Annotated in this window: 25 protein-coding genes; 8 read left to right on the forward strand and 17 right to left on the reverse strand. The window is 65.2% G+C overall.

Annotated elements, in window-relative coordinates; all coding sequences use genetic code 11:
- Positions 1 to 4: 4 nt before the first annotated feature.
- Genes mftD through mftA form a run of 4 tightly spaced genes read right to left on the reverse strand, consistent with a single transcriptional unit; the run spans position 5 to position 2,891 of the window.
- A complete protein-coding gene (mftD, locus tag CH290_RS25620; RefSeq protein WP_020111190.1) occupies positions 5 to 1,183 on the reverse strand; it encodes a pre-mycofactocin synthase MftD in 1,179 nt (392 codons plus the stop codon).
- Positions 1,184 to 1,196: 13 nt separating this feature from the next.
- Complete coding sequence (mftC, locus tag CH290_RS25625; protein ID WP_026347504.1) at positions 1,197 to 2,429, reverse strand: mycofactocin radical SAM maturase; 1,233 nt, start codon at positions 2,427 to 2,429, stop codon at positions 1,197 to 1,199.
- Between the two features lie 56 nt (positions 2,430 to 2,485).
- On the reverse strand, positions 2,486 to 2,776 hold the full coding sequence (mftB, locus tag CH290_RS25630; RefSeq protein WP_033189880.1) for a mycofactocin biosynthesis chaperone MftB: 291 nt from the start codon (positions 2,774 to 2,776) through the stop codon (positions 2,486 to 2,488).
- Position 2,777: 1 nt separating this feature from the next.
- Entirely contained in the window at positions 2,778 to 2,891 is a 114-nt protein-coding gene (mftA, locus tag CH290_RS25635; RefSeq protein WP_019663502.1) for a mycofactocin precursor MftA, read from the reverse strand.
- A 115-nt stretch (positions 2,892 to 3,006) separates the two neighbouring features.
- On the opposite strand from mftA, the gene mftR reads away from it, so the two are divergent.
- Together mftR and mftM are read left to right on the forward strand one after the other, a co-directional pair.
- Positions 3,007 to 3,636, forward strand: coding sequence for a mycofactocin system transcriptional regulator MftR (gene mftR / locus CH290_RS25640; RefSeq protein WP_019663501.1), 630 nt, complete (start codon positions 3,007 to 3,009; stop codon positions 3,634 to 3,636).
- 12 nt (positions 3,637 to 3,648) lie between these two features.
- Entirely contained in the window at positions 3,649 to 4,482 is an 834-nt protein-coding gene (mftM, locus tag CH290_RS25645; RefSeq protein ID WP_020111192.1) for a mycofactocin oligosaccharide methyltransferase MftM, read from the forward strand.
- Here mftM and CH290_RS25650 read toward each other — a convergent pair.
- From CH290_RS25650 to CH290_RS25665, 4 genes are all read right to left on the reverse strand, one after another.
- Complete coding sequence (locus CH290_RS25650; protein WP_026347503.1) at positions 4,475 to 5,125, reverse strand: MadR family response regulator transcription factor; 651 nt, start codon at positions 5,123 to 5,125, stop codon at positions 4,475 to 4,477. The two genes, mftM and CH290_RS25650, sit on opposite strands and share 8 nt — an antisense overlap.
- Positions 5,126 to 5,131: 6 nt before the next feature.
- Positions 5,132 to 6,469: a MadS family sensor histidine kinase gene (locus CH290_RS25655; protein ID WP_019663498.1), complete on the reverse strand. Its 1,338-nt coding sequence runs from the start codon at positions 6,467 to 6,469 to the stop codon at positions 5,132 to 5,134.
- The gene (locus CH290_RS25660) at positions 6,466 to 7,683 is read right to left on the reverse strand and encodes an iron-containing alcohol dehydrogenase (RefSeq protein ID WP_019663497.1); all 1,218 of its coding nucleotides are present in this window, start codon (positions 7,681 to 7,683) and stop codon (positions 6,466 to 6,468) included. The genes CH290_RS25655 and CH290_RS25660 overlap by 4 nt, the downstream gene beginning before the upstream one ends.
- 179 nt (positions 7,684 to 7,862) lie before the next feature.
- Positions 7,863 to 9,113 (reverse strand): MFS transporter, encoded by a 1,251-nt coding sequence (locus tag CH290_RS25665; RefSeq protein ID WP_020111193.1) that lies wholly within the window; start codon positions 9,111 to 9,113, stop codon positions 7,863 to 7,865.
- Between the two features lie 177 nt (positions 9,114 to 9,290).
- Here CH290_RS25665 and CH290_RS25670 point away from each other — a divergent pair, with 177 nt between their 5' ends.
- Complete coding sequence (locus CH290_RS25670) at positions 9,291 to 9,812, forward strand: TetR-like C-terminal domain-containing protein (protein ID WP_230621031.1); 522 nt, start codon at positions 9,291 to 9,293, stop codon at positions 9,810 to 9,812.
- Here CH290_RS25670 and CH290_RS25675 read toward each other — a convergent pair.
- Positions 9,744 to 10,514: a glutamate racemase gene (locus tag CH290_RS25675; RefSeq protein WP_033189878.1), complete on the reverse strand. Its 771-nt coding sequence runs from the start codon at positions 10,512 to 10,514 to the stop codon at positions 9,744 to 9,746. The genes CH290_RS25670 and CH290_RS25675 overlap by 69 nt on opposite strands.
- A gap of 5 nt (positions 10,515 to 10,519) precedes the next feature.
- Positions 10,520 to 11,692: a cystathionine gamma-synthase gene (locus tag CH290_RS25680; protein ID WP_033189877.1), complete on the reverse strand. Its 1,173-nt coding sequence runs from the start codon at positions 11,690 to 11,692 to the stop codon at positions 10,520 to 10,522.
- Between the two features lie 142 nt (positions 11,693 to 11,834).
- Here CH290_RS25680 and CH290_RS25685 point away from each other — a divergent pair, with 142 nt between their 5' ends.
- Positions 11,835 to 13,007 (forward strand): acyl-CoA dehydrogenase family protein, encoded by a 1,173-nt coding sequence (locus CH290_RS25685; protein WP_020111195.1) that lies wholly within the window; start codon positions 11,835 to 11,837, stop codon positions 13,005 to 13,007.
- Positions 13,008 to 13,062: 55 nt separating this feature from the next.
- On the opposite strand, the gene CH290_RS25690 is transcribed toward CH290_RS25685, so the two are convergent.
- Positions 13,063 to 14,448, reverse strand: a complete 1,386-nt coding sequence (locus CH290_RS25690) for a cystathionine beta-synthase (protein ID WP_026347501.1) — start codon at positions 14,446 to 14,448, stop codon at positions 13,063 to 13,065.
- A gap of 139 nt (positions 14,449 to 14,587) precedes the next feature.
- On the opposite strand from CH290_RS25690, the gene CH290_RS25695 reads away from it, so the two are divergent.
- Positions 14,588 to 15,568, forward strand: coding sequence for an SGNH/GDSL hydrolase family protein (locus tag CH290_RS25695; protein ID WP_019663490.1), 981 nt, complete (start codon positions 14,588 to 14,590; stop codon positions 15,566 to 15,568).
- 30 nt (positions 15,569 to 15,598) lie between these two features.
- Positions 15,599 to 16,819 carry an acetyl-CoA C-acetyltransferase gene (locus CH290_RS25700; RefSeq protein WP_033189876.1) on the forward strand — a complete coding sequence of 407 codons (1,221 nt, stop codon included), beginning with the start codon at positions 15,599 to 15,601 and terminating at the stop codon, positions 16,817 to 16,819.
- Between the two features lie 76 nt (positions 16,820 to 16,895).
- On the opposite strand, the gene CH290_RS25705 is transcribed toward CH290_RS25700, so the two are convergent.
- Positions 16,896 to 17,741 carry a Bax inhibitor-1/YccA family protein gene (locus tag CH290_RS25705; protein ID WP_026347500.1) on the reverse strand — a complete coding sequence of 282 codons (846 nt, stop codon included), beginning with the start codon at positions 17,739 to 17,741 and terminating at the stop codon, positions 16,896 to 16,898.
- A 233-nt stretch (positions 17,742 to 17,974) separates the two neighbouring features.
- On the opposite strand from CH290_RS25705, the gene CH290_RS25710 reads away from it, so the two are divergent.
- Positions 17,975 to 18,397: a hypothetical protein gene (locus CH290_RS25710; RefSeq protein WP_026347499.1), complete on the forward strand. Its 423-nt coding sequence runs from the start codon at positions 17,975 to 17,977 to the stop codon at positions 18,395 to 18,397.
- Positions 18,398 to 18,406: 9 nt separating this feature from the next.
- Here CH290_RS25710 and CH290_RS25715 read toward each other — a convergent pair whose 3' ends face one another.
- The 3 genes from CH290_RS25715 to CH290_RS25725 all read right to left on the reverse strand — a co-directional run bounded on the left by CH290_RS25715 (position 18,407) and on the right by CH290_RS25725 (position 21,125).
- The gene (locus CH290_RS25715) at positions 18,407 to 19,528 is read right to left on the reverse strand and encodes a class I SAM-dependent methyltransferase (RefSeq protein ID WP_033189875.1); all 1,122 of its coding nucleotides are present in this window, start codon (positions 19,526 to 19,528) and stop codon (positions 18,407 to 18,409) included.
- 242 nt (positions 19,529 to 19,770) lie between these two features.
- Positions 19,771 to 20,295, reverse strand: coding sequence for a peroxiredoxin (locus tag CH290_RS25720; RefSeq protein WP_026347498.1), 525 nt, complete (start codon positions 20,293 to 20,295; stop codon positions 19,771 to 19,773).
- 23 nt (positions 20,296 to 20,318) lie between these two features.
- Complete coding sequence (locus CH290_RS25725; protein WP_020111199.1) at positions 20,319 to 21,125, reverse strand: tyrosine-protein phosphatase; 807 nt, start codon at positions 21,123 to 21,125, stop codon at positions 20,319 to 20,321.
- A gap of 88 nt (positions 21,126 to 21,213) precedes the next feature.
- On the opposite strand from CH290_RS25725, the gene CH290_RS25730 reads away from it, so the two are divergent.
- Positions 21,214 to 21,777 carry an Lrp/AsnC family transcriptional regulator gene (locus CH290_RS25730; RefSeq protein ID WP_019663482.1) on the forward strand — a complete coding sequence of 188 codons (564 nt, stop codon included), beginning with the start codon at positions 21,214 to 21,216 and terminating at the stop codon, positions 21,775 to 21,777.
- A 40-nt stretch (positions 21,778 to 21,817) separates the two neighbouring features.
- On the opposite strand, the gene CH290_RS25735 is transcribed toward CH290_RS25730, so the two are convergent.
- Complete coding sequence (locus CH290_RS25735) at positions 21,818 to 23,503, reverse strand: flavin monoamine oxidase family protein (RefSeq protein WP_033189874.1); 1,686 nt, start codon at positions 23,501 to 23,503, stop codon at positions 21,818 to 21,820.
- Positions 23,500 to 24,315, reverse strand: a complete 816-nt coding sequence (locus CH290_RS25740) for a carbon-nitrogen hydrolase family protein (RefSeq protein ID WP_020111201.1) — start codon at positions 24,313 to 24,315, stop codon at positions 23,500 to 23,502. Before CH290_RS25740 ends, CH290_RS25735 begins: the two co-directional genes overlap by 4 nt.
- Positions 24,316 to 24,356 lie beyond the last annotated feature (41 nt).

The raw sequence follows: 24,356 nt of genomic DNA on the forward strand, positions 1-24,356 counted from the left end.
TCGGTCAGACGCCGAGCTTCCGGTCGAATCCGAGCGGCATCACGACATCCGACGGCGACAGGTCGTGCACCGAAGAATGACCGAGACCGAGAACTGCCGAATCGACACCACCGCGCAGGATGTCGAGAACATTCTCCACACCGGCCTGACCGTTGGCGGCCAGACCCCACAGGTAACCTCGGCCGATCAACACAGCCTTGGCGCCGAGGGCGAGGGCCTTGACGACGTCGCTCCCCCTCCTGATTCCACCGTCGAGGGTGATCTCGATCTGGTCGCCGACGGCATCGGCGATTGCGGGCAACGCTCGGATCGGTGCCGGGGTTCCATCGAGGTTGTTTCCGCCGTGGTTCGACACGGAGATCGCGCTGACCCCCGCGTCCACGGCCTTCTTGGCGTCGTCGACGCGCATGACTCCCTTCAGCATGAACGGACCACCCCACTGCTCGCGCAGCCAGGCGACGTCCTCCCACGTCGGAAGTGGGGTACCCATCCATTCGCCGTAGGCACCGAAGAACGTCGGCGCAGCACCACCGTCGGGCGGGGTGAGATTCGGGGTGGTCAGATCGGGAATCTTCCCGGTCTTCGCGAACTCCCACAGCCACTTCGGGCGGGTGATGCCCTCCGGCGCGAACTGCCACATCGCCTTCAGATCCATCTTCTCCGGAATCGACGGGCTACCCCAGTCGCGACCGTTGGAGAACGACCAGTCGAGCGTCATGATCAGACCCACCGCGCCCGCTGCACGTGCACGTTCCATGCGCTGCAGCAGCACTTCTCGCGAACCGACCCAGTACATCTGGAAGAACGTCTGCGGGTTCGCCGCCGTGACTTCCTCCACGGATTTGCTCGCGAACGAGGACAGGCCGATCGGGATTCCTCGTGCCGCCGCCGCCCTGGCCACGGCGACCTCGCCGTCGGGGTGCACCGCCTGCACACCCGTCGGCGAGATCATGACCGGGAAGGAGAGTGGTTGCCCCATGACTGTCGTCGCCAGGTCACGCTTGTCCGACAGACCTGCCACGTGGGGCGCGAAACCGAGCTCGCCGAACGCCGCGGTGTTGTCGTCGACGGTGATACCCCGTTCCGAGCCCGCCACCAGGGCGGCGTACACGGACTTGGGTAGACGCTTCTTGGCACGCCGCTGCGCCTCGGCAACGGTTTCGAACCACGCACTCTTGGCCATGACTGATTTCTTCCTATTCCATTCCTGCGAGGGGATTCTCGTCGCAGATCTTTGCCGGGGGCCGCATCATCAACGTGAGCGGAACCGATTTGCGGGGTGTCTTACGTTCACCGGACCGAGAATGATCGACGCTGGACTTGGGGATCTCCCCCGCCGCAGCCAACGCGAGTTCGCCGTTACCGATGACGCATTCGGGATCCGGACCGTCCATGGGGAGGCCGGTGAAGAATTTCGCAGCCATGCAACCGCCGCGGCACGAGTCGAAGAACGAGCACTTGGTGCACGCCCCCGACGTTTGCGGCGACCGCAGTTCCTGGAACAACTCCGATGTCTGCCAGACGGATTGGAACCCGCCCATACCGTCTTTCGCATCACGGACGATGTTGCCGGCGAGGAACTGCTCGTGGATGGCGAAGGGGCAGGCGTAGACGTCTCCGATCGGGTCGATCAAGCAGACGACACGGCCGGCGCCGCACAGATTCAAACCGGGCAGTGCGTCACCGAACGCGGACAGGTGAAAGAAGGAGTCTCCGGTGAGCACACCTTCGCCGTTGGCGACGAGCCAGTTGTACAGCTCGCGCTGCTGTCCCGCCGTCGGATGCAGATCGTCCCAGACGTCGGCTCCGCGTCCCGAGGGCCGAAGTCGCGTGATACGCAGTGTCGCACCGTACTTGTCGGCAAGCGCTTTGAAGTCGTCGAGCTGACTCACGTTGTGGCGAGTGACGACGACGGAGATCTTGGCGTCCTCGAACCCGGCTTCACGCAGGTTCTCCAGTGCACGGCAGGCCATGTCGAACGAACCGGGTCCGCGTACCGCATCGTTGACCTCGGCGGTGGCACCGTCGATCGAGATCTGTACGTCGACGTAGTCGGAGGCAGCCAGACGAGCAGCCACGTCCTTGTCGATCTTGACTCCGTTGGTCGAGAACTTCACACCGACCTGATGGGCCGTCGCATAGTCGACGAGCTCCCAGAAGTCGGATCGAACCGTCGGCTCACCACCACCGATGTTGACGTAGAACACCTGCATTTTCTGCAGCTCGTCGATGATCGATTTGCACTGTTCGGTGCTCAGTTCACGGGGATCTCGACGACCCGAGGACGACAGGCAATGCACGCAGGAGAGGTTGCAGGCATAGGTCAGTTCCCAGGTCAGGCAGATCGGCGCGTCGAGGCCGAGTTCGAATTGGTCGACCAGCTTGCCCACCGCGGGTGGTGGTGCCGGTCTTTCGAGCATGGAGGTCATTTCGCTGTCCTCTTGGAGTTGAGGGGTGTCCGGCGCCCGAAGGGCTGGTTCGGGCGTCAGAGCTTGGTGATCATCTTCGAATCGGCCAGAGTGGCAAGCGCTCTGACGTACGGCGCGCGGGCTGACTGGTCGATTCCGGCTGCGGAGATCGCAGACTTCATGTCCGGATGCTGCGGGAAGGATTCGATGATCGCTACGATCGTGCGATTCTTCAGAAAGGAGAGCTTCCGTGTCCCGAAGTGGTAGAGCAGCGCCCCGAAGGATTCGGGGCGCAGCGCCACCTGCGGGTGAAGAGCCCACCGAGCGTCGAGGTCCACGGCTGGGAGTGCCTTCACGGGTGCCGACATGTCAGTAGACGCCGCACATGCCGTCGATGGACACTTCTTCCACCAGCGATTCTTCGATCAGGTCGGATTCGACCACGGCTGCGTTCGTCACATCGGTCTTCGGGTTCTGAGACATCGGTGTACCTCCATCGGCGAGACTTATCGGATGGGTCACAGTCATCGGTGACAGTGACTTGGTTCACCACCATAATGGCATCGAGTGCACAAAGACACCTATCGGAGAGAAAAAAGTGGTCAGTCGCAAGAAACCGTCCAGCCGGGTAGGTCGTCGCCCGTCCACGACGCGGGGGCAGATCAGCGATATCGCGATCGAACTGTTCGCCAAGAACGGTTTCGACACCACGAGCGTCGACGACATCGCCGACGCCGCGGGGATCGCCCGTCGTACGTTCTTCCGATATTTCGCATCCAAGAACGCGGTGCCGTGGGGTGATTTCGACGAGCAGTTGACGGCGTTACGCAGCCTGCTCGATTCGCTTCCCGACGACATTTCGCTCGCCGACGGCATTCGGTCGGCACTCCTGAAGTTCAATACTTTTCCCGACGACGAGACGCCCGTTCATCGCCAGCGAATGGAACTCATCCTCCGCAATCCAGCACTGCAGGGCTATTCGATGCTGATGTACGAGGGGTGGCGTGAGGTGATCGCCCAATACGTGGCGGCCCGAACCGATTCCGAGCCCACCGACCATTTTCCGCGAACCGTTGGCTGGATGGTCCTCGGTGTGGCAATCTCGGCGTACGAGCAGTGGTTGACGGACGACGAGTTGGACCTCGCTTCGTTGCTCTCCGATGGCGCTCGCACCCTGTACGGAGGTCTCGACGCCGATGCCGGCGCACCGAGCCCGCGCACCCCCTAGGAAAGATCCGACATGACCGAACTCGACGCTCTGGCCCCAGCCCACCAGAGGCGATGGACTCACGACAGCGTGACCGTCGAATACTCCGAGTCCCTCCCGCCTGGCGCAGTCGAGGTGCGGTGCTCCGCGCCACTGCGCGTCGAGCACGCGTTGACGTCCACGCACATCGGCGAGAGTCTGGTGCACCGCATCACGGATCTGACTCTGTCGCAGCGCGAGTTCGAACTCGTCATGGTGGGGCTGGTACTGACCACGGTGGCCGATCCACTGCAGGCGTGGACGACCTACTATCGAAACTCGCTCGACGACCTCCTCTCGGGTGCAGCCGAATTCGCGCCTGTTCATGCACGTGCCGAGACCCTTGTCACGGGGTCAGTTCTGGATCTCGGATCCTGCTTCGGCTTCTTCCCGCTCCGGCTCGCCCTCGACGGCGTCGACGTCACCGCCACGGACCTGTCCGCCGGGACGATGACTCTGCTGCGCACCGTCGCCCCGCACCTGGGCGCCACGCTCGACGTTCTCACCTGCGACGCGTCGGGGATTCCGGTAGCGCCGAACAGCGCGGACACCGTCACTGCGCTTCATCTGCTCGAGCACGTGGACGAGGAACTGGGCGGACGAATCGTCGCCGAGGCCATCCGAATCGCCCGCCGACGCGTCGTGATCGCGGTCCCGTTCGAGGCCGAGGCAACAGCCTGCCACGGACACGTCAGGACGTTCGACGCTGCCGCACTGACGGCGTTGGGGCTGAGCACAACCCTGCCCTACGAGGTGGACGAATTCCACGGCGGCTGGCTGGTTCTCGACACCACGCCCGCCGATGCACGGGTGGTGTCGATCAGATGAGACCTTGCTTGCTTGCCGCATAGACGGCTTCCGCCCGCCGGCTCACCCCGAGCTTGCGCATGATGTTGCTGACGTGGAACTTGACCGTCGTCGCGGAGATGAACAAACGGGTGCCGATGCTGTTGTTGGACAACCCTGTTGCCAGTAGGCGTAGCACTTCCAGTTCACGGTCGGTGAGACGCTCCACGGCAGATCCCTGACCGTTGAGCGATCGGATGACCGCTGACGCACTGCGCGAGTCGAAAGCACTCTCACCACGAGACACGGCCCGAATCGCTCGAACCAACTCGGTGGTGTCGACGTCCTTGACGACGTATCCGCGCGCCCCCGCGTGCACGGCCTCCACCACGAGTCGGTCGTCGAGGAACGTCGTCAACACCAACAAACCGATGGTCGGGTGCGCACCGGACAGCTGCGCACACAGAGCCAAGCCCTCGTAATCGGTACTCGCCGAAAGCTTGAGGTCCATGAGCACGATGTCCGGTTTCACGCGTTCGACGACGGCGAGGCCTTCCGCTCGCGACGACGCTTCACCGACGACGGACAGGTCCGCTTCACGTTCGAGGACGGATCTGAGTCCGTCACGGAGGATGGCGTGATCGTCGACCAGCACGATTCTGACCACTGTCGTCGATACTGTCATGATTGCTCACTCTCCTCGAGAAGGAATGCGTACCGAGATGCGCACACCTCCGATTCGGGCCCGGCGGATTTCGAGAACACCGCCGTGCTCACGTGCTCGTGCTGCCATGTTCGCGAGTCCGCGGTGCCGGCCGTCGACATCGTTGTTCTCCGCCAGCCGCTGCATCAGGCGTAGATGCGCGGGGTCACCGGTGCCGTCGTCGGCGATCGAGAGCGAGACGCCACCCTCGCGGTAGGCGAGCCGGATGACGGCTCGGTGCGCGCCCGCGTGAACGGCAGTGTTGAACAACGCTTCTCCAGCGATCCGCAGCAGATCGTGTTCGCAGTCGCTGCCCAATTCCACCGGCGTTCCCTCCACGCGAAGCGAGACCTGTAGCTCGTCGGGCATATGCACCACCGACAGTTGTTCGAGCATCTCGGGCAGAGATGTGCGATCCGCGTCCTGCGCGTGATTGAGCGCGTAGATGGCCGACCGCAGCTGCTCGACGGCACGTCGGGTGAGATCCTTGGCCAGATCCAGTCTTTCGGCCCGCTCGCCGGCTGGGATGTCGCCGAGGCACACCTCGATCTGCATGCCCGCGGACAGCACTGCTTGGGTCACGCTGTCGTGCAACTCGCGTGCGATTCGGTGGCGTTCCTCGTCGAGTACCTGGTGACGATGCGCAGCGCCCAACTGCCGCTGGGTGGCTTCGAGTTCGGCGTTGCGGACAGCGAGATCCGCGGCGGTGCGGTGTGCTTCGGAGTAGGCACTCTCCGCACGTTCGAGCAGGACTCGCCTGCTCTGGTACAGAGCGGAGTTCTGCAGCGCCACAGCGGTTTGACTGGCCAGAATGCTGAGGACGGCGGAGTCGGTCGCGTCGAGCACTCGATGCGTCGAGGTCCATGCAGCGAACGCTCCGACCACACCGCCGTCCAGCGCGATCGGAACGAAGGCGTGGTGGGATTCGATCTGTGGCTCCCGTCCGTCGCCGATCCTCGCCAGCCGGATCGACTCCAGGCACTCCACGACGTCGTCCGGTAAGGGAGGACCGACGACGTTGTCGACCAGGAACGGCGTGGCGTCCGGCCCGAGGACCAGACGTCGGGGTCCGGCGTCCGGCAGTGCGCCGTCGGCGAGGGCGAAAACCACCCACTGTGCACTCAGATGCGCCCGCGCGGCTTCGGCGACCGCGCAGATCAGCGTCTCCGGCCCGTCGACCGTACGCACCAACGCCCTGGAGATCAGTTCGAGTGCGTGTACGACGCGTTCGAGCCGCTCGGCGGCGCCCCGATACTGCGGATAGAACGTGCTCTTCCCCGACCGCAGCCCAGTCAGTAGCGACAGGTCCGGCTGCTGGGCGGTCACAGTGCGGTCCTGAACAACGCCGCCATCTCCTCGTGGGACGCGTGGCGGGGATTGGTGGACATGCATGCGTCGCGCAGCGCGTTGGTGGCGAGGACCTCGATGTCGGCGTCGCTGACGCCGATCTCGGCGAGCCCCTTCGGAACTCCGACCTGGCGTGCCAGCTCTTCGACCCGTGCGGCGACGGCAAGCGCTGCTTCCTCGGCCGGTCCACGACCCTCCGGCAGCCCGAGGCTGGTCGCGATTGCCACGTAGGGCAGCGGGTCGGCTGCGGCGTTGAATCGAATGACGTGAGGCAGCAACACACCGTTGATGACCCCGTGGGGCAGGTCGAGCAGTCCCCCGACCTGATGACTCATCGCGTGCGTGGCACCGAGAATTGCGTTGGTGAAGGCCAGGCCCGCCTCGAGGCTTGCCTGCGCCATGGAGGTTCGCGCCGTCATGTCGGTCGGTACGTCCATCGTCTGCGCAAGGTGCGAGGTCACCATCGTCACGGCACGAAGCGCGTGGTGATCGGTGAGCTGGTTGTGGCCGAGCGAGACGAACGCTTCGATCCCGTGAGTGAGCGCGTCGAGACCCGTTGCAGCGTTGAGCCATTCCGGCATCGTGGTGAGCAACCGAGGATCGATGACGGTGATGTCCGGGACGAGTGCGCGCCCGAGGATGGTGATCTTGGTCGAGCGGGTGGTGTCGGTGACGATGCAGAACTGCGACACGTCGGCCCCGGTCCCGGACGTCGTCGGCACCATCACGAGCGGCGGAATCGGCCGCGTCGCGCGGTCGACTCCCTCGTAGTCCAGTATCGAGCCGCCGTTGCCGGCCAGGACCGCGATGCCCTTGGCAGCGTCCATCACCGACCCCCCGCCGATGGCGACGATGACGTCGCAGCCCGATTCCTGATAGATCTCGTGGCCCGCCTCGATCTCGACATCCTTGGGGTTGGGGGTCAGCCCGCTCCACGACGTCGGGGACAGGCCCTGTGCTTCGAGGTGATGACCGAGCTGTGCGACCCAGCCTGTGTCGATGAGGCCCGCGTCGGTCACGACCAGCGGGCGCTGCGCCCCGAGGCGCAGAGCTGCGTGCGCAACTTCGCCGAGTGAATCCTGGCCGAACACTATCTCCGGCGCATGGAATTTGAGCACGCGTGGCGCCTCGACCGAACTGCGGTGCGAGTGCAGATCGTGCAGCGCCTGTCCGGTCTCGGCAGTCTCGATCATCGGGGCCCCTGTACGTTCCGGTAGCGGAGTATCCCCCTACCGTGTGATCAAGGTTACAGCTCCACGCCAGGCATCCCCACCAGCCGACGTCCAGGTGGGTGCCTGCCCGATCGGGTAGGTACGGCGGCCGCGAACGCGGCCGCCGTCGCCACCGCGGCACCTGCTGATCGTGCTCGGTGTCACCCGACCGAGCTCGCGCTCTCACTGCGGGACGCGAGAACGAACCCGGTCGACGAGAGGACCGCGAGAACGATCACGAAAGCGCCGTAGACCAGCGTCGTCGGCTCGAGACCGAACGTGTGCACCGCGATCCCGCCGACGACAGCCGGAACACTGAAGGCCAGGTAGCTGAGGACGAAGGTCGTAGCGAAGACGCTTCCGCGCTCGTCCGCTGGAACGAGGCCGCCGAGTGTGCGCATGGCGCCGAGGAACGTCGCTCCCCATCCGGCACCGGCGACGACGGACCCGACGAAGTACAGCGGGACCGTCTCCGTCGCAACGGAGACCAGCGAGGCGGCGACACCCAGCGCCAGCACGAGCGTTCCCACGATCATCACCGTGCGCGGCGGCAGAGTCCGCACCACGGCAGCGGACACCGCGCCGGAGAAGAACAGCGCGAATATCTCGACACCGCCGATGATGTGGTTGTCGATGCCGAAGATGGTGCCGATGATCGACGGTCCCAGAGACAGGTGGAACCCGCCGAGCGACCACGTCGCTATCAGCGCGGGCACGATCATGAGGAACGGAACGCGCGCTCCGGTGGGGAACGCCGCTCTCGGCAGCAGCAGCCGAGCGAGGTGGCGTTTCGATTCGATGGTGCGAAGCGACGATGTCTCGGGAACGAAGACCACCGCCGCCGCGAGCAGAACCACCGCCGCGATCAACAGCGCGTAGACCAGGACGGTCGGAGCGGGCGCCAACTGTACGAGCAGCCCCGACCCCAACGCACCGGTGGCAAGCCCCACCGACGGTGCGACGCTGTTGACCAGGGGCCCCGCCGTACTGTTCGGCTGCAGATCGATGACGGCCGCGCTCAGCGCACCGGTGGCGGTACCCGCGGCAAGGCCTTGCACCACTCTCGCGGCGATCAGACCGCCGACCCCGTCTGCGGCGATGAACAGCACGAGACTGATCGCCAGCAGTACCAGCGCGCCGATCAGGATCGGTTTCCGGCCGACGTGATCCGACAGACTTCCGACCGTGAGGAGAGCCAGGAGCAGCGCGAGGGCGTACACCGCGAACACGACGGTCAGCATCGTCGAGGAAAATCCCCACGACGCTTGATACACGGGGTAGAGCGGTGACGGGGCGGCGGACGACGCCATGACGACCAGGTAGGTGACGCCGACGGTCCAGAAGGCCAGCGACGCGGACATCCTCCGCGAGGATGCGACGGGAATCGTCGAATCGAGATCGGTGTTGACCATTCGTAGCCTCCGGGCGGGTCGCTAAAGCCAAGATCATTGCTTTTACTCACGATAGACCGAGGCGCCGCTTAAAGCCAATCGGTTTGCAATAATGGTGGAATGTCCGAAGTCGAGCCGTCCAGCGTCCGCCGCCCCGGGGGCAGGAGCGCCCGGATACGCACCCTCGTCCACCGGGCCGTGACCGATTTGATTGACGACGACGCCGAGCCGTTGACTGTGCCGCTCGTCGCCCAACGTGCCGGCGTCGCCGCGACCACCGTCTACCGTCGGTGGGGTGATATCGACACTCTCCGAACCGAAGTGGCACTGGAGGTTCTCTCTGCGGATGCCGACGTACCGGACACCGGCGACCTCCGTCGTGATCTACACGTGTGGTGTGAGTTCCTCGTCACGGACATCACGCGGCCGGAGAAAACCGCGTTGCTTCGCTCCCTGATCGGGGCCATGCGCGACGCCGACAGGAGCCGTTGTCTCGACAAACGCGAAGACCAGATCGACACGATCCTGCGGCGTGCCACGGAGCGCGGAGACGACGCGCCGTCGCACCGCACCGTCATGGACCACGTCGTGGCCCCGCTCTACTTCAGAGTCGTGTTCGGACTCGGCGGAACAGACGCAGCCTTCGCGCGGTCACTGGTGAACGATGTGCTCGCCCGCCAGCAATCGGCCCTCTCGATGGGCGAGAGCACTGGCCGGTAGCGACCCTGCTCGTCCACTCATCGACACCGTGACCGTTCCGCTGCCGCCGGTCGACTTCCCGAGCTCGTCGATCCTCCGAAGTGCCTGCCGCGCAACAGCTTCCGCACTGTCGAACAACCGAGTTCCAGGGGGCAGAGCCGCGGCGATCTCGGCCGCCACCAACGGGTAGTGCGTACACCCCAGCACGACCACATCCACGTCGGCGGGCGTGCGGTCGGCGGCCTCGCGAATCGCTGCGGACACAGCGGAGGAATCTCCGCGGTCGATCGACTCCGCCAGCGAATGGCACGCAACGGCGGTGACCGTGCGGCCGGCCGCGAACTCCTCGATCAGTCGCGCTTGATACGCACTGGCCGTCGTCGCTGCCGTCGCCCACACCGCGAAGCGATCACTCTGTGCCGCAGCAGGTTTGATCGCCGGAACGGTGCCGATCACCGGAACGGATCCCACGTGCGCTCGCAGGTCCGCCAACGCCGTCACGCTCGCGGTGTTGCACGGCAGTACCAGAGCCTCCGCGCCAGCCTCGATCCCACGATCCGCGGCCGCCAGCACACGCTCGATCACCACATCGTCCGGCTTCGGACCCCACGGCGCATTGTCGGGATCCATCAACAGGATCAGATCGAGCTCGGGACGCAGCTGCTTCAGCCACGCCGACGTCGGCAACAGGCCGAGCCCCGAGTCGATCAATCCGACAAGCATCCGATTCAGCCCAGTGCCTGCTCGACGTCGCCGACGAGATCGGCTGCGTCCTCGATGCCGACCGACAGACGAACCAAGTCGTCGGGGACCTCCAGCAACGACCCGGCTGTCGACGCGTGCGTCATGGCGCCCGGATGCTCGATCAGCGACTCGACACCTCCGAGCGATTCGGCGAGAGTGAAGATCTCGGTCCGTGCGCAGAAGTCGAGGGCGGCTTGCTTGCCACCGTTCAAGCGCACCGAGATCATGCCGCCGAAACGCCGCATCTGCTTCGCCGCAACCTCGTGCGACGGATGCGACGCCAAACCCGGGTAGATGACCTGGGAGATAGCGGAGTGGCCGCTCAGCAGCTCGACCAGCTTCTCCGCGTTGTCGCTGTGCCGTTCCATGCGCAGCGCCAAGGTCTTGATACCCCGAAGAGTCAGGAATGCATCGAACGGGCCGGGCACACCGCCTGCACCGTTCTGCAGGAACGCGAACGCCGCGTCGAGCTCCTCGTCGTCGGTGACGAGAGCACCACCCACGACGTCGGAGTGCCCGCCGATGTACTTGGTGGTCGAATGCAGTACGACATCGGCACCGAGCTGTAGCGGCTGTTGCAGGTACGGCGACGCGAACGTGTTGTCGACGACCAGCTTGGCGTTCTTCTCGTGGGCGACACCGGCAAGCGCCTCGATGTCACCGACGTTCAGAAGCGGGTTCGTCGGAGTCTCGACCCACACGAGCTTGGTGTTGGGGCGGATCGCGTCACGCACTGCGTCGACGTCGGACACCGCGGCCACCGAGTACTCGATCCCCCACTGAGTGAACACCTTGTCGATCAGCCTGAACGTGCCGCCGTAGGCATCGTTGGGAATGACGAGGTGATCACCGGGACGCAACGTCGCGCGGAGCAGCGCATCCGTCGCCGCCATGCCCGACGAGAACGCACGGCCGTACGTGCCCGACTCGATCGCGGCAAGATTCGCTTCGAGCGGCCGACGCGTCGGATTACCGGTGCGGGCGTACTCGAAGCCACTGCGCATACCGCCGACGCCGTCCTGAGCAAACGTCGAACTCGCGTAGATCGGGACATTGACCGCGCCGGTCAGCGAGTCCGGCTCGTAACCGGCATGAACCGCTTTGGTCGAAAACCCCTGCCACGAACTGCTGTCTGCCTTGCTGCGCTGCTCACTCATGACTTTCAGCCTAATAGGGTCATTACTGCAGGCTCCACTCCCGCCTGGTTGGGTCATTACTGCAGGCTCCACTCCCGCCTGATAGGCGAGAGTTCTCGGTAGCCTTCGGGAGACACTGCAAAGCGAAACGAGGCGTTTGACCGTGGCTGATTCACAGACCGTCGACGAGCTGTTCTCCATCGACTCCCTTCTGGATTCCGAGGAGAAGGACATCCGCGACACCGTTCGAAAGTTCGGCCGCGAACGTATCCGGCCCCACCTCGCGGACTGGTTCGAGGACGGCACCGTCCCCGCGAGGGAGCTGGCTAAGGAACTGGGCGCACTCGGACTGTTGGGGATGCATCTCGAGGGTTACGGGTGCGCGGGCACGTCTGCCACTGCCTACGGCCTCGCCTGCCTGGAGCTCGAGGCCATGGATTCCGGCATTCGTAGCCTTGTCTCCGTCCAGGGTTCGCTGGCGATGTTCGCGATCTGGAAGTACGGCTCCGAGGAGCAGAAGCAGCAGTGGCTGCCCGGTATGGCCGAGGGATCGCTCATCGGTTGCTTCGGGCTGACCGAGGCCGACTACGGATCCAACCCGGGCGGAATGCGGACGCGGGCCAGGAAGGACGGCAGCGACTGGGTCCTCAATGGCTCCAAGATGTGGATCACGAACGGCCCGGTCGCCGATGTCGCCGTCGTCTGGGCTCAGACCGACGAGAAAATACGAGGGTTCGTCGTCCCGACGGACACGCCGGGGTTCACGGCGAACACCGTCAAGAAGAAGCTCTCGCTTCGTGCGTCGATCACCGGCGAACTGGTGCTGGAGGACGTCCGGCTGCCCAGTGATGCCGTGCTCCCCGACGCTCATGGACTACGTGGCCCGCTCAGCTGTCTCAACGAAGCCCGCTTCGGCATCATCTTCGGCGCGATGGGTGCGGCACGTGACTGCATCGAGTCGGCCATCGAGTACTCGAAGACACGGGAGGTGTTCGACAAGCCACTCGGCGGTTACCAGCTGACGCAGGCCAAGCTCGCGAACATGGCACTCGAACTCGGCAAAGGTCAACTGCTCGCGCTGCACCTCGGCCGACTGAAGGACAAGGGCGAGCTGCGCGGCGAACAGGTGTCCGTCGGCAAGCTCAACAACGTGCGCGAAGCGATCGCGATCGCCCGCGAGTGCCGGACGATTCTCGGTGCCAACGGCATCACCCTGGAGTACCCGGTGCTTCGTCACGCCAACAACCTGGAGTCCGTCCTCACGTACGAGGGAACGTCCGAGGTACACCAGTTGGTGGTGGGGCAGGCACTCACCGGCACCAGCGCGGTTCGCTGATCCGCTGTGAGTGGTTGTGTACGGCCCGCCATACACAACCACTCACGTAGGGGGGTCAGGCGCCCTTGGACAGGAACCCGAGCAGGTCGTGTCGGGTGATGACGCCGACGGGCTTGCCCTCCTCCACGACCATCAGGGCGTCGGTCTCTCCGAGAGCCTTGGTGGCGTCGGAGACGTTCTCGCCTGCACCGATGAGGGGGAACGGCTCGCTCATGTGCTTGGCGACCGGGTCCGCCAGTGACGCACGGCCCTCGAAGACCGCGCTCAGCAGTTCGCGCTCGGTGACACTGCCCGCGACCTCGCCCGCCATCACAGGAGGCTCCGCGCCGACGACCGGCATCTGCGAGACGCCGTACTCGCGCAGGATCTCGATGGCGTCACGCACGGTTTCCGACGGGTGCGTGTGCACCAGGTCGGGAAGGGCGCCGGACTTGCCGCGGAGCACGTCGCCCACCGACGGCTCGTCGGTCTTGCCGTCCAGGCGCGAGCGAAGGAAGCCGTAGGACGACATCCAGTCGTCGTTGAAGATCTTCGCGAGGTAGCCACGACCGCCGTCGGGCAGCAACACGACGACGAGAGCGTCGGGGCCTTCACGCTCGGCGACACGCAGGGCGCCGACGGCAGCCATACCGCACGATCCGCCGACCAGGAGCCCTTCTTCGCGTGCGAGGCGTCGCGTCATGTCGAAGGAGTCGGCGTCGGACACGGCGATGATCTCGTCGGGAATGGACGGGTCGTAGGCCGACGGCCAGAAGTCCTCACCGACGCCCTCGACGAGGTACGGACGGCCGGTGCCACCCGAGTAGACCGAGCCTTCGGGGTCGACGCCGATGACCTTGACCTTGCCGTCGGAGATCTCCTTGAGGTACTTGCCTGTTCCGGAGATGGTTCCACCCGTTCCGACGCCCGCGACGAAGTGGGTGATCTTGCCGTCGGTGTCGGCCCAGATCTCGGGTCCGGTGGTTTCGTAGTGGCTCTGCGGGCCTGCCGGGTTGGCGTACTGATTGGGCTTCCACGCACCGTCGATCTCGCGCACCAGGCGATCGGACACGCTGTAGTAGCTGTTGGGGTCCTCGGGAGCGACAGCCGTCGGGCAGACGACCACCTCGGCTCCATAGGCGCGCAGCACGTTGCGCTTGTCCTCGCCCACCTTGTCCGGGCACACGAAGACGCACTTGTAGCCACGCTGCTGCGCGACGAGGGCCAACCCGACCCCGGTGTTGCCCGAGGTCGGTTCCACGATGGTCCCGCCCGGCTTCAACTCGCCCGACGCCTCGGCAGCGTCGATCATCTTGATGGCGATGCGGTCCTTGCTGGACCCGCCCGGGTTGAGGTATTCGACCTTGGCCACAACCGACCCCGCGTTGTCGCCGACAACAGAGGAGAGCTTGACCAACGGGGTGTTGCCGATGAGTTCGGTGACGTGCTGAGCGATGCGCATGACTTCATCTTCCCAGATCGCGCTCGGAGCGGAGTCCTCGGAACGACTCGATCGCACCCGACGCGCTTCTCGGTACCCCCGAGACACCGCGAACGGATGCTTACGATGGACGTGTGGCGCAGACCGTGGCAAAGAGAACGTGTCGGTGAGTCGGTGGAAGGGCGCAGCCAAGGCGGGCGCCGCGACGGTGATTGCAGGCTCGTCAGCTGGGACAGCGTCGTGGGCTGCGTACAAGCATCTGATGGCCCAAGCGACGTCTGCTCGCGGGGTGATCGGACGCTCGACGGCAAAACCTCCGGAGGCCGACGGCGTCTACGGGCCCGGTGATCGCACGCCGGAACGGTGGCGAATCGGGAGTTCGGCAGATATTCATCTGATGATCTTCGGCGACTCGACTGCCGCGGGCGTCGGCTGCACTGTCGCCGACGAAGTACCGGGAGTCCTGGTTGCCCGTGGGCTCGCCGACGAAACCGAGAAGCGGGTCCGGCTGAGCACCAAAGCAATCGGCGGCGCGACGTCGAAAGGCCTGGAGGGCCAGGTCGACGCGATGTTCGTCGCCGGCCCGCCACCGGACGCCGCGGTCATTCTGATCGGCGCGAACGATGTCACCAAGAAGTTCTCCATCGCGGCGTCGGCCGCGCGACTGGGCAACGCAGTGGAACGCTTGACGGCGAAGGGCACGGTCGTCGTCGTGGGAACGTGCCCCGATCTCGGCGTCGTGACCGCGATACCCCAACCTCTGCGAACGGTCGTCCGAAACTGGGGTCTTCGGCTGGCACGCGCACAGTCCGACGCGACCCTGAAAGCAGGCGGGCACCCCGTGGCGTTGGCGGACTTGCTGTCTCCCGAGTTTCTCGCAGCCCCGGACACGATGTTCTCCGCGGACCGGTTCCATCCGTCGGCTGCCGGCTACGAACTCGCCGCTCGCCAGTTGCTTCCTGTCCTGGCTGCGGCGTTGGGCGAGTGGCACGGTGGTCCGCTCCCCGAGCTCCCCGACGTGTCCGCCGCGGCCGAATCCCGCCGTTTCGTGCCGCGCGCGGCGGCATCGTTGGAGAGTTTCCTACGTCGCCGACGAAGCGAAACGGAGGCGCACAACCAGCCCTACCCGCCGGTAACTTAGTATCCACGGTAATCAACCCTAGGAGAGTTCATGCCAGAAGCAGTGATCGTCAGTACCGCTCGTTCACCCATCGGCCGCGCGATGAAGGGCTCGCTGAAAGACATCCGTCCCGACGACCTCACCGTGCAGATGGTCGCCGCCGCGCTCGCGAAGGTTCCCGAGCTCGACCCGACCGACATCGACGACCTCCTTCTGGGATGTGGCCTTCCCGGAGGCATGCAGGGCAACAACCTCGCTCGCATCGTGGCAGTCCTGCTCGGCTACGACTCGCTTCCCGGCACCACCATCACCCGCTACTGTTCCTCCTCGCTGCAGACCACGCGCATGGCCTTGCACGCCATCAAGGCAGGCGAGGGCGACGTGTTCATTTCCGCAGGCGTCGAGAGCGTCTCCAACTTCATTCACGGCAGCTCCGACTCCCTGCCGCAGAGTCACAACCCGCTGTTCGCCGACGCCGAGGCACGCACCAAGAAGGCGCAGGAAGAGGGCGCGGACAGCTGGACCGATCCCCGCGAGAGCGGCGAGCTGCCCGACGCGTACATCGCCATGGGTCAGACCGCCGAGAACGTCTCGCTGTTGACCGGCATCAGCCGCGAGGATCAGGACCACTGGGCCGTCCGCAGCCAGAACCGGGCCGAGGAAGCTATCAACTCCGGCTTCTTCGAGCGCGAGATCACCCCGGTCACACTCCCGGACGGCACCGTCGTGTCCAAGGACGACGGCCCCCGTGCGGGCACGACCTACGAGAAGATCAGCGAGCTCAAGCCGGTCTTCCGCCCCAACGGAACGGTCACGGCAGGCAACGCGTGCCCGCTGAACGACGGAGCGGCCGCACTCGTCATCATGAGTGACACCAAGGCCAAGGCGCTCGGCCTGACGCCGCTGGCCCGCATCGTGTCCACCGGCGTCACCGGAACCTCCCCCGAGATCATGGGACTCGGACCGATCGAGGCCACCAAGCGGGCGCTGAAGATCGCGAATCTCTCCATCTCCGACATCGACCTGTTCGAGATCAACGAGGCGTTCGCGGTGCAGGTCCTCGGTTCGGCACGTGATCTCGGCATCGATCACGACAAGCTGAACATCTCCGGTGGCGCAATCGCCGTCGGTCACCCGTTCGGCATGACCGGCGCGCGCATCACCACGACCTTGCTGAACAACCTGAAGACACAGGACAAGACGTTCGGCGTGGAGACCATGTGCGTCGGCGGCGGCATGGGAATGGCCATGGTGCTCGAGCGTCTCAGCTGACGCGTCCTTCGAGCCACCCGCAGGAACGCGAAAGGCCCCGCACTCACGAGGAGCGCGGGGCCTTTCGCGGTGACTACTAGTCGTTGTTGAAGTAGCTGAGCAGTCGCAGGATCTCGACGTACAGCCACACCAGCGTGATGGTCAGGCCGAGGGCCACACCCCAGGCAGCCTTTTCCGGCGCCTGCGCGCGGATGAGCTGGTCCGCCTGATCGAAGTCCAGCAGGAAGCTGAACGCGGCGATGCCGATGCAGACGAGGCTGAAGATGATGGCGATGGGTCCGCCGTCGCGGAGGCCGAGGCCGCCGTCCATGAAGAAGCTGGCGACGAGGTTACCGAGCGCCAGCACGACGACGCCGATGAGTGCACCGACGATCATGCGGGTCAGGCGCGGGGTGACGCGGATGGCACCGGTCTTGTAGACGACGAGCATTCCGAAGAACACACCGAACGTACCGAGCACGGCCTGCGAGATCAGCGTTCCGGCCGACGCACCCTGGATCGGGAACGTGAACAGGAACGACAGAGCACCGAGGAAGATGCCTTCGGCGACCGCGTAGGCAAGCACGACTGCCTTGCTGTCCATCTTGCGGCCGAACGTCGCGAACAGGACCAGGCCGAGACCGACCAGACCGCCACCGATGACGAAGGGAGCTGCGAGGCCGGGGTTACCGTCGACGAGGATGAACGAGACGATCGCAGTGAGCGCGAGCACACCGAGCGTGATGCCCGTCTTGGTCACGACGTCGTCGATCGTCATCGCCCGCGACGTGGGGCCTGTCTGGTAGGGATCGCCGTAGGCCTGCGGCTGACCGAACTGCTGAGCAGCCTGCGAGGCACCTGCCGTCGCAGAGCCGAACGTGGCGTATCCGCCGCCCTCTTGCTTGGGCAGGTTGCGGAACACCGGGTTGCTGGAGGTGCGCACCGTGTCGCGTCCTTTCTGAAGGGTGAATCCTTCTTCGAGTTCGAGCCCGTCGCGTCGCGCCGAGCCCGACAACCGGTAGTGAACCGGCAGCTGTACGTAAAACTCCCACATACGGACAAAAGTTCCCAGTCGGACCACACGACTTCCGACAATTCGGACTCTACCTTCCTTCGTGACGAACCGCGCAGACACCGGCAGTTTCCCGCGGCGCCTCGGCGGGCACTATGGATCACATGAGTATCGAAGACGGACCAGGCGACACTTTGGACCAGAGCGAAAGCCTCGACTCGGACGAGGTGCGCAACGACGACGGCGACGACATCGTCGATGCACCGGACCATTACAGCGAGGCCGACCGGTTCGGAACGACGCCGAACGAAGCGCTCGAAGGCGAGAGCCTGGACGAGAAGCTGAGCGAGGAAGAGCCCGACACCGCCCTCGAGGACGAGGAACGGTCGGTGGCGGAAACTCCGGACGACGAGCTGACCGAGGAGATCGTGGACCACGAGATCGTCGGTTCGGACGAGGACCCGGACATCGATTACGCGGACGGCCAGCGTCAGGCCGAGATCGTGGAGGGGACACTCGTCGAGGACCGGGGCCGCGATCGCGGCCAGATCGACGGCACGCCGGAAGACGGCGGCCCGGTCGAGTAGACGAGCTGGTCAGACGACCGACCGGGTGACGGTGAATTTTGCGTTCTTCCCCGCCACCGCGGTCGGTCCCACCGCGTCGGCCAGTGCGCGCCGGTAGTTGAGATGAGTGTTGTAGACGGTCCACATCTCGCCGTTCGGACGTAACACCCGCCCTGCTGCCTCGAACAACTTCTGGGCGCTGCCGGTGTGCAGGGACGCCCCTTCGTGGAACGGCGGGTTGCACACGATCAGATCGACGGAGGAGTCGGGGAACGTGGAAAGTGCGTCGTCCCGCACGACGTCGATGTCCAGACCGTTCGCCCTCGCGGTCGCAGTCGCCGACGCCACCGCCGCGGCGGATCTGTCGCTTGCGTGGACCCGAGCCTCGCTCCGCGCACGGGCCAGCAGGCAGGCGAGTATCCCGGTTCCGCAGCCGAGGTCGACGATCTGACGAGCACCGGGCAACATCCGGTCCGTGAATTCGGCCAGGAACCGGGTTCCGACGTCGAGCTTCGCCCCGGCGAACACCGCACCGTGCGCGACGACGGTGAGATCGAGGTCGTCGAGCACCGCGGTCACGGGATAACTTCGAGTCTCGGAAGGGACGGGTTTCGACGCCGTCAGGACGCGAGCTTTCTGTCTGCCCCGGCCCGCGGTGACCGTCTCGAAGGACGATCGGAGCACGGCGTTCATCGCCGGCGCCATGTGCTTGTCCCGGCCACCCGCGAGCACGACCACCCCCGGATCGGAGTGGGCGGCGATCGCCTCGGCGATCTCGGTCAGTTCTGCGAGGCTGCGCGGCAACTGCATCAGCACCAGGTCCGCGCCGCTGAGCAACGACTGGTCCAACGCGTGGTGAGTGTGCGCCCCGGACATGCCCGCCGAGGTCGCATTGCGATCGAGTGCGAGTTCGCCCGTGTACGAATCCTGGTGGACGCGAATGCCGGTCACGCCGTACTGCACCTGCAGTCCGAGCGTGAGCGCGCCGTAGCGATCACCGATCACCGTGATCCGTCGGGCGGCCACGTCCGAAACCGATTCGCCTACCGTGTCGAGCAGAAGCCGGTCCGCGGCGTCGACGGCAAAGAGGTTGACGGCCTCCGCGTCGGGGCGGCGACGGAGTCCGGACAGGACAGATTCGAGATCGGGCACGACGCCCAGTCTCCCACCCCTCGACGTCGCTTTCCAAAAACGTTGGCGGTCAATATTTTTCTCGCGTGCTGCTCAGCGCGTCCAGGTGGCGTTTTCCCTCGAACGGGGGCATGCTTCATAAGATGGAACCGAATATCAAGATCGAGGCTCTTTTCAGCCACGCTGACAAGACTGCCGCCGAATCCACGTCCGAGAACAGCAAGCCCGCCGTGTACACGCCTCTGTTCAGCGGAGAAGCCGGGTCAGGCCAGATAGCGTAGGTAGTCCAACGCCTTGTCCGCGTGCACGTGAGCACGCTCGCTCGTCACCACCAGCCGCACCACCCTGTCGCGATCGATGACGAACGTCGTTCGCTTCACCGACAGGAGCTGACGGAGGATTCCACGCTTCGCAGCGTGAGACGAACGGTTGGAAATTTCCTGCCGGCGTCGGCGGCGCATGAGCCACCCGCCACGCCTGACTCCGAACTGGCCCGCCACCGAGGCGTCCGAGTCGGCGAGCAGCGGATAGTCGAAGGAACGCTGCAACGCGAAGTGCGACTGTTTGTCGGTGGTGTCGGTGCTGATCCCGACTCGTTGAGCCCCCAGGGCCTCGAACGACCGGCCCAGATCCCGGAAGTGGCAGGCCTCGGCCGTGCAGACCGGACTGGACGCCGCAGGATAGAAGAACAGCACCACCGGGCCCCTGGCCAGCAACTCACCGAGGGACCGCACATTCCCCTCGTGATCCGGTAGCCGAAAATCCGGCGCCGTTTGTCCAGTACGCATGCTGGACAGGGTACGTGTCCGATTCAGTCCGTCGGGACGAGCAGTGAAGATTTCAACCGTTCGACCTGGTCGACGCCTATTCCGAGCTCGCTCAGATATCCGTCGAACGATCCGTAGAGCTCGTCGACGACGCTCAGCCCGTGTCGGTAGTACTCCTCGGTGACACCGAGGACGGCGTTGGACAGAAACACCGAGCTGCCATCGCTCGTGCTCTCGCGGCCCTGCCCGTCACCGTCCGACCAGATGTCGGACAGGTGCGCGCGCAGCGGAGCGATTGCCGCATTGCTGGCCAGGTAGTCGGTCAGGATGTCCTGTTCGAGCACCCCCGCCGCGCGCAGGACCGTCGCTATCGTCCATCCGGCGCGATCCTTGCCCGCAGCGCAGTGCACGAGAACGCCACCACTGCCGTCCGAGACCGCGTCGACGACGCGACGGATGGCCACCTTCGCCCCGGCGAGCGAGGGAAACGACGTGTAGGCGCGCATCATGTACTGCAACTGCGCATCGGCGTCGACGACGTTGCCGAGCTCGTGCGGGGCGCGTTCACCCTTGTGGTTCTCGTACGGAGTGCTGTGCACCCGGACCGAGGACGGCACGCGATCACGACCGGCGCGGTCGATCTCGGACTGCCCACGAAGATCCACCACGTGGCGCACTCCGGTACGGACGAGCATGTTCTCGCCCTCGGAATCCAGCCGGCTCAGCTCGGAGGATCGAAACAACCGGCCTCGCCGAACCTCGCGACCGTCGGCCGTCCGAGCGCCCCCGACATCGCGGAAGTTCCACGCTCCGGACAGTCGGAACTGGTCGGTTGATTCGATACTGGCCATGAACGCACACTAGCCACGAGGCGATGATCCGCGATCTGCCGGGGCGCCTTCGCACGCACGGAACGGTCGTCGCCACTACCGTGAATCCATGACCGATTTCGACCGCACCGACGCCCGCCTTCTGCTCGCCCTGTGCGCGAAACCGCGTGCTACCGGCGTCGAACTCGCCGGAGATCTCGGTCTTTCTCGCAACACCGTGCAAGCTCGACTCACTCGGTGGGAGGACAAGGAGGCCCTGACGCCCATCGATCACCGAGTTCGGCCGCGCAGTCTCGGCTACGCCTTGCAGGCCTTCGTCACCACGAGGGTCGATCAGCATCGACTCGCAGAAGTCACCGACCATCTGGGAACCATTCCGGAGGTGCTCGAGGTGTTCGGACTCTCCGGTGCCTCCGACATGCACATCCGAATCGCGGCCGTCGACGCCGACGACCTCTACCGGGTGGCGGGTCTGATCCTGAAGATCCCGGGCGTGGAACGCACCAACATGTCGATCGCGATGAGCGAGCTCATCCCCTACCGGACCAAGCCGCTGCTCGAGCGGGCTTCCGGCCTCGAACCTACTGCGGGCGTACGCAGCCGGGACGCCGAGAGCCCGGACAGTCGGAATCGGCGCCGCCCCCGACGCGACGCCGACCGACCTCGACCGTAGCTCATCACGGGCACAGTCAGGTAGCGCCGAACGCGCAACCTCAGTGGTCACCGAGCCGAAGCGGGGCAAGCTGTTCGAAGACGTCGCCTGGTCCGGGATTGGTCGCGCGGGAAGATCCGCCGAGATGGTGCACGACGCCCCACACCGCGTTGAGGGCCGTTTGGATCGCGCCTTCCGCCCAGCCTGCCGTCCACGAGATGTCGTCGCCGGCGAGGAACAGTCCGCGATGGCGCTCGTCGAAGGAGTCCTGCACGAAATGACCGAACAAGCGCTCCTGGTATCGGTAGTGACCGGGGAGGTTCGCTTTGAACGCACCCAGGAAGTCGCGTTCGGTTTCCCACGACACGGTCACCGGTTCGCCGACGATGTGGGAGCGGAAGTCGACCCCCGGGTAGATCCCTTCCAACGATCTGAGCACGAGGTTCATTCGTTCGGTCGGGCCGAGCGCCAGTAGCTTGAGGGAGTCGTCGGACCAGGTGTAGGACAGGCAGATCAGACCGGGCTTTCCCTCTCCTTGATCGAGCAGGTACGTACCTCGGCTCATCCGGTCGGTCAGCGTCATGCTGACGACGTCGCGCCCGGTGTTCGGGTCCTTGTCCTTCCAGAACGGTCGGTCGACGAGCACGAACACCTTGGTCGACCCCATGTAGTGGGTGCGTTCGATCGCGGTCCAGTGGTCGATCGGTAGCAGGTCGTCGTCGCATTCGATGGTGGACAGCAACATCCAGCTCTGTGCGGTCACGATGGCAGCGGGATAGGTGCGCTCGCCGCCGTCCGCGTCACCGACGACTATTTCAGACCCCGTGCGGCGTAACCGCACCACGCGCGGTGAGGTGCTGCCGTTGTTGAGCGACTCCACCGACGTCCCGTCCGGCCAGTGATCGGACGTCGTCGACGCGCGCCACAGACCGACCGGAAGTTGTTGCGATCCACCGACGATGCCTCGGTGGTGATCGTCGGCAGCGGTGACCACGACTCTCAGTATCTCGAGAATGGAATTGGGGTAGTCGGTGTCCCAGCCACCTGTCCCGAAACCGACTTGCCCGAACACTTCTCGCAACTCGAAGGACCTGAAGTGTTCGGAGGACGCGAGGAATCCGTAGAACGTCTGGTCGTCGAAGCGCTGCACCAGCTCGTTCCACAAGGTCTTGATCTCACCGGTGTCGCGAGCGCGGATCGCCCGTTGCAGCGGAACGAGATCCGCGTGGTCCTCGAGCGTGCGCTGCCATGCCCGGGCCACCTCGCCGAAGACATCGGGCAGATCGTCGAGGCTCTGCGCGTAGTGACTGGTTCCCTTGAGGTCGATGACCGTACTCGGCGTAGCCTCGGCAAGTGGGTTGGGAAACGGCTCGGTCTGCAGTCCGAGCACGTCGAGGTAATGGAACAGCGTCGTGGACGACGGCGGGAATCTCATGGCGCCCATCTCGGCCACCACCCCGGGATGGCCGTCGAACGGAATGGACCGCATGCGTCCACCGATTCGATCCGATTCGTAGACAACCGGTTTCAAACCCAACTTGGCGAGCTCGTACGCCGCCACCATTCCGGCCAGTCCCCCGCCGATGACAGCGACCTCGCTGCCGAGCGCCGAGGCGGGCACCTCACCCAGCCCGTCCGCATGCGCGACGTAGTCGTCGTAGGCAAAGGGAAAGTCGGGACCGAACATCGTCAACGGACGCTCGTCCGAGTCGGCGGACGTACTGTCCGGCGTCACCGGCGTGGTCATGAAATTCCCTTTCTGGCATGTAGATACAGGTCCGGTCGACGGTCGGCAAGATGAGTGTTGATCGACCGGGACCGGGCGAGCATCTCCGTATCGATGTCGACCACCAGGGACTCCTCGCCGCGGCCCGCGCGAGCGAGTTCGCTCCCGTCGGGAGCGATGGCACACGTCAGGCCGCAGTACTGCAGCTCGCTTTCGCGGCCGCATCGGTTCACGTAGGCCAGGAACATCTGACTCTCGTACGCCCGCGCGGGGACGACGTGGGTGGCGACGACGTCGAACGGCGTCATGAGCCCCGTCGGCACGATCAGGAATTCGGTGCCGGAATCGGCATGTGCTCGAACGGCTTCCGGGAACTCGACGTCGTAGCAGATCAGCAGACCGCACCTCACTCCGTCCAGGTCGAACTGCGCGACGAGTCGATCACCGGGGACGAAGTGGCCGCGGTCCAGGTCCCCGAAGAGATGGGTCTTGCGGTAGCGCGCCACGAGCGAACCGTCGGCGCCGACCACCTGAACGGAGTTGTACACGACGGATCCGTCTCGTTCGGGATATCCGTAGACGACGGCCACGCCCGTCTCGGACGTGATGCGGGCGACGGCGTCGAAGATCGGGCCGTCGGCAGGTTCGGCCCGGGCCGCGACGAGCTCCCCGATGTCGTATCCGCTGATCGACATCTCGGGCGTGACGAGGATGTCGGCCCCTGCACGTGACGCACTGTCCGCTGCCCGGCCGACGGCGGCGAGGTTCGCTTCGACGTCACCCGAGAACTCGGGGCCTTGATAGAGCGAGGCACGCAGGGCGGTCTTGCTCATGAATTCTCCTCCCCGAGGTGCTGTCGTCCTGCCCGAGAGCG

Source organism: Rhodococcus sp. 06-156-4 (assembly GCF_002259345.1).
Lineage (GTDB): Bacteria > Actinomycetota > Actinomycetes > Mycobacteriales > Mycobacteriaceae > Rhodococcoides > Rhodococcoides fascians_E.

Bases quoted from the DNA above. Each gene is read 5' to 3' on its own strand.
- CH290_RS25660 (WP_019663497.1), bottom strand. From the start codon at position 7,683: ATGATCGAGACTGCCGAGACCGGACAGGCGCTGCACGATCTGCACTCG.
- CH290_RS25665 (WP_020111193.1), bottom strand. From the start codon at position 9,113: ATGGTCAACACCGATCTCGATTCGACGATTCCCGTCGCATCCTCGCGG.
- CH290_RS25720 (WP_026347498.1), bottom strand. From the start codon at position 20,295: ATGCGTACTGGACAAACGGCGCCGGATTTTCGGCTACCGGATCACGAG.
- mftD (WP_020111190.1), bottom strand. From the start codon at position 1,183: ATGGCCAAGAGTGCGTGGTTCGAAACCGTTGCCGAGGCGCAGCGGCGT.
- CH290_RS25735 (WP_033189874.1), bottom strand. From the start codon at position 23,503: ATGACCACGCCGGTGACGCCGGACAGTACGTCCGCCGACTCGGACGAG.
- mftM (WP_020111192.1), top strand. From the start codon at position 3,649: ATGACCGAACTCGACGCTCTGGCCCCAGCCCACCAGAGGCGATGGACT.
- CH290_RS25710 (WP_026347499.1), top strand. From the start codon at position 17,975: ATGAGTATCGAAGACGGACCAGGCGACACTTTGGACCAGAGCGAAAGC.
- CH290_RS25700 (WP_033189876.1), top strand. From the start codon at position 15,599: ATGCCAGAAGCAGTGATCGTCAGTACCGCTCGTTCACCCATCGGCCGC.
- CH290_RS25730 (WP_019663482.1), top strand. From the start codon at position 21,214: ATGACCGATTTCGACCGCACCGACGCCCGCCTTCTGCTCGCCCTGTGC.
- mftC (WP_026347504.1), bottom strand. From the start codon at position 2,429: ATGACCTCCATGCTCGAAAGACCGGCACCACCACCCGCGGTGGGCAAG.
- CH290_RS25740 (WP_020111201.1), bottom strand. From the start codon at position 24,315: ATGAGCAAGACCGCCCTGCGTGCCTCGCTCTATCAAGGCCCCGAGTTC.
- mftB (WP_033189880.1), bottom strand. From the start codon at position 2,776: ATGTCGGCACCCGTGAAGGCACTCCCAGCCGTGGACCTCGACGCTCGG.
- CH290_RS25650 (WP_026347503.1), bottom strand. From the start codon at position 5,125: ATGACAGTATCGACGACAGTGGTCAGAATCGTGCTGGTCGACGATCAC.
- CH290_RS25725 (WP_020111199.1), bottom strand. From the start codon at position 21,125: ATGGCCAGTATCGAATCAACCGACCAGTTCCGACTGTCCGGAGCGTGG.
- CH290_RS25680 (WP_033189877.1), bottom strand. From the start codon at position 11,692: ATGAGTGAGCAGCGCAGCAAGGCAGACAGCAGTTCGTGGCAGGGGTTT.
- CH290_RS25675 (WP_033189878.1), bottom strand. From the start codon at position 10,514: ATGCTTGTCGGATTGATCGACTCGGGGCTCGGCCTGTTGCCGACGTCG.
- CH290_RS25690 (WP_026347501.1), bottom strand. From the start codon at position 14,448: ATGCGCATCGCTCAGCACGTCACCGAACTCATCGGCAACACCCCGTTG.
- mftA (WP_019663502.1), bottom strand. From the start codon at position 2,891: ATGTCTCAGAACCCGAAGACCGATGTGACGAACGCAGCCGTGGTCGAA.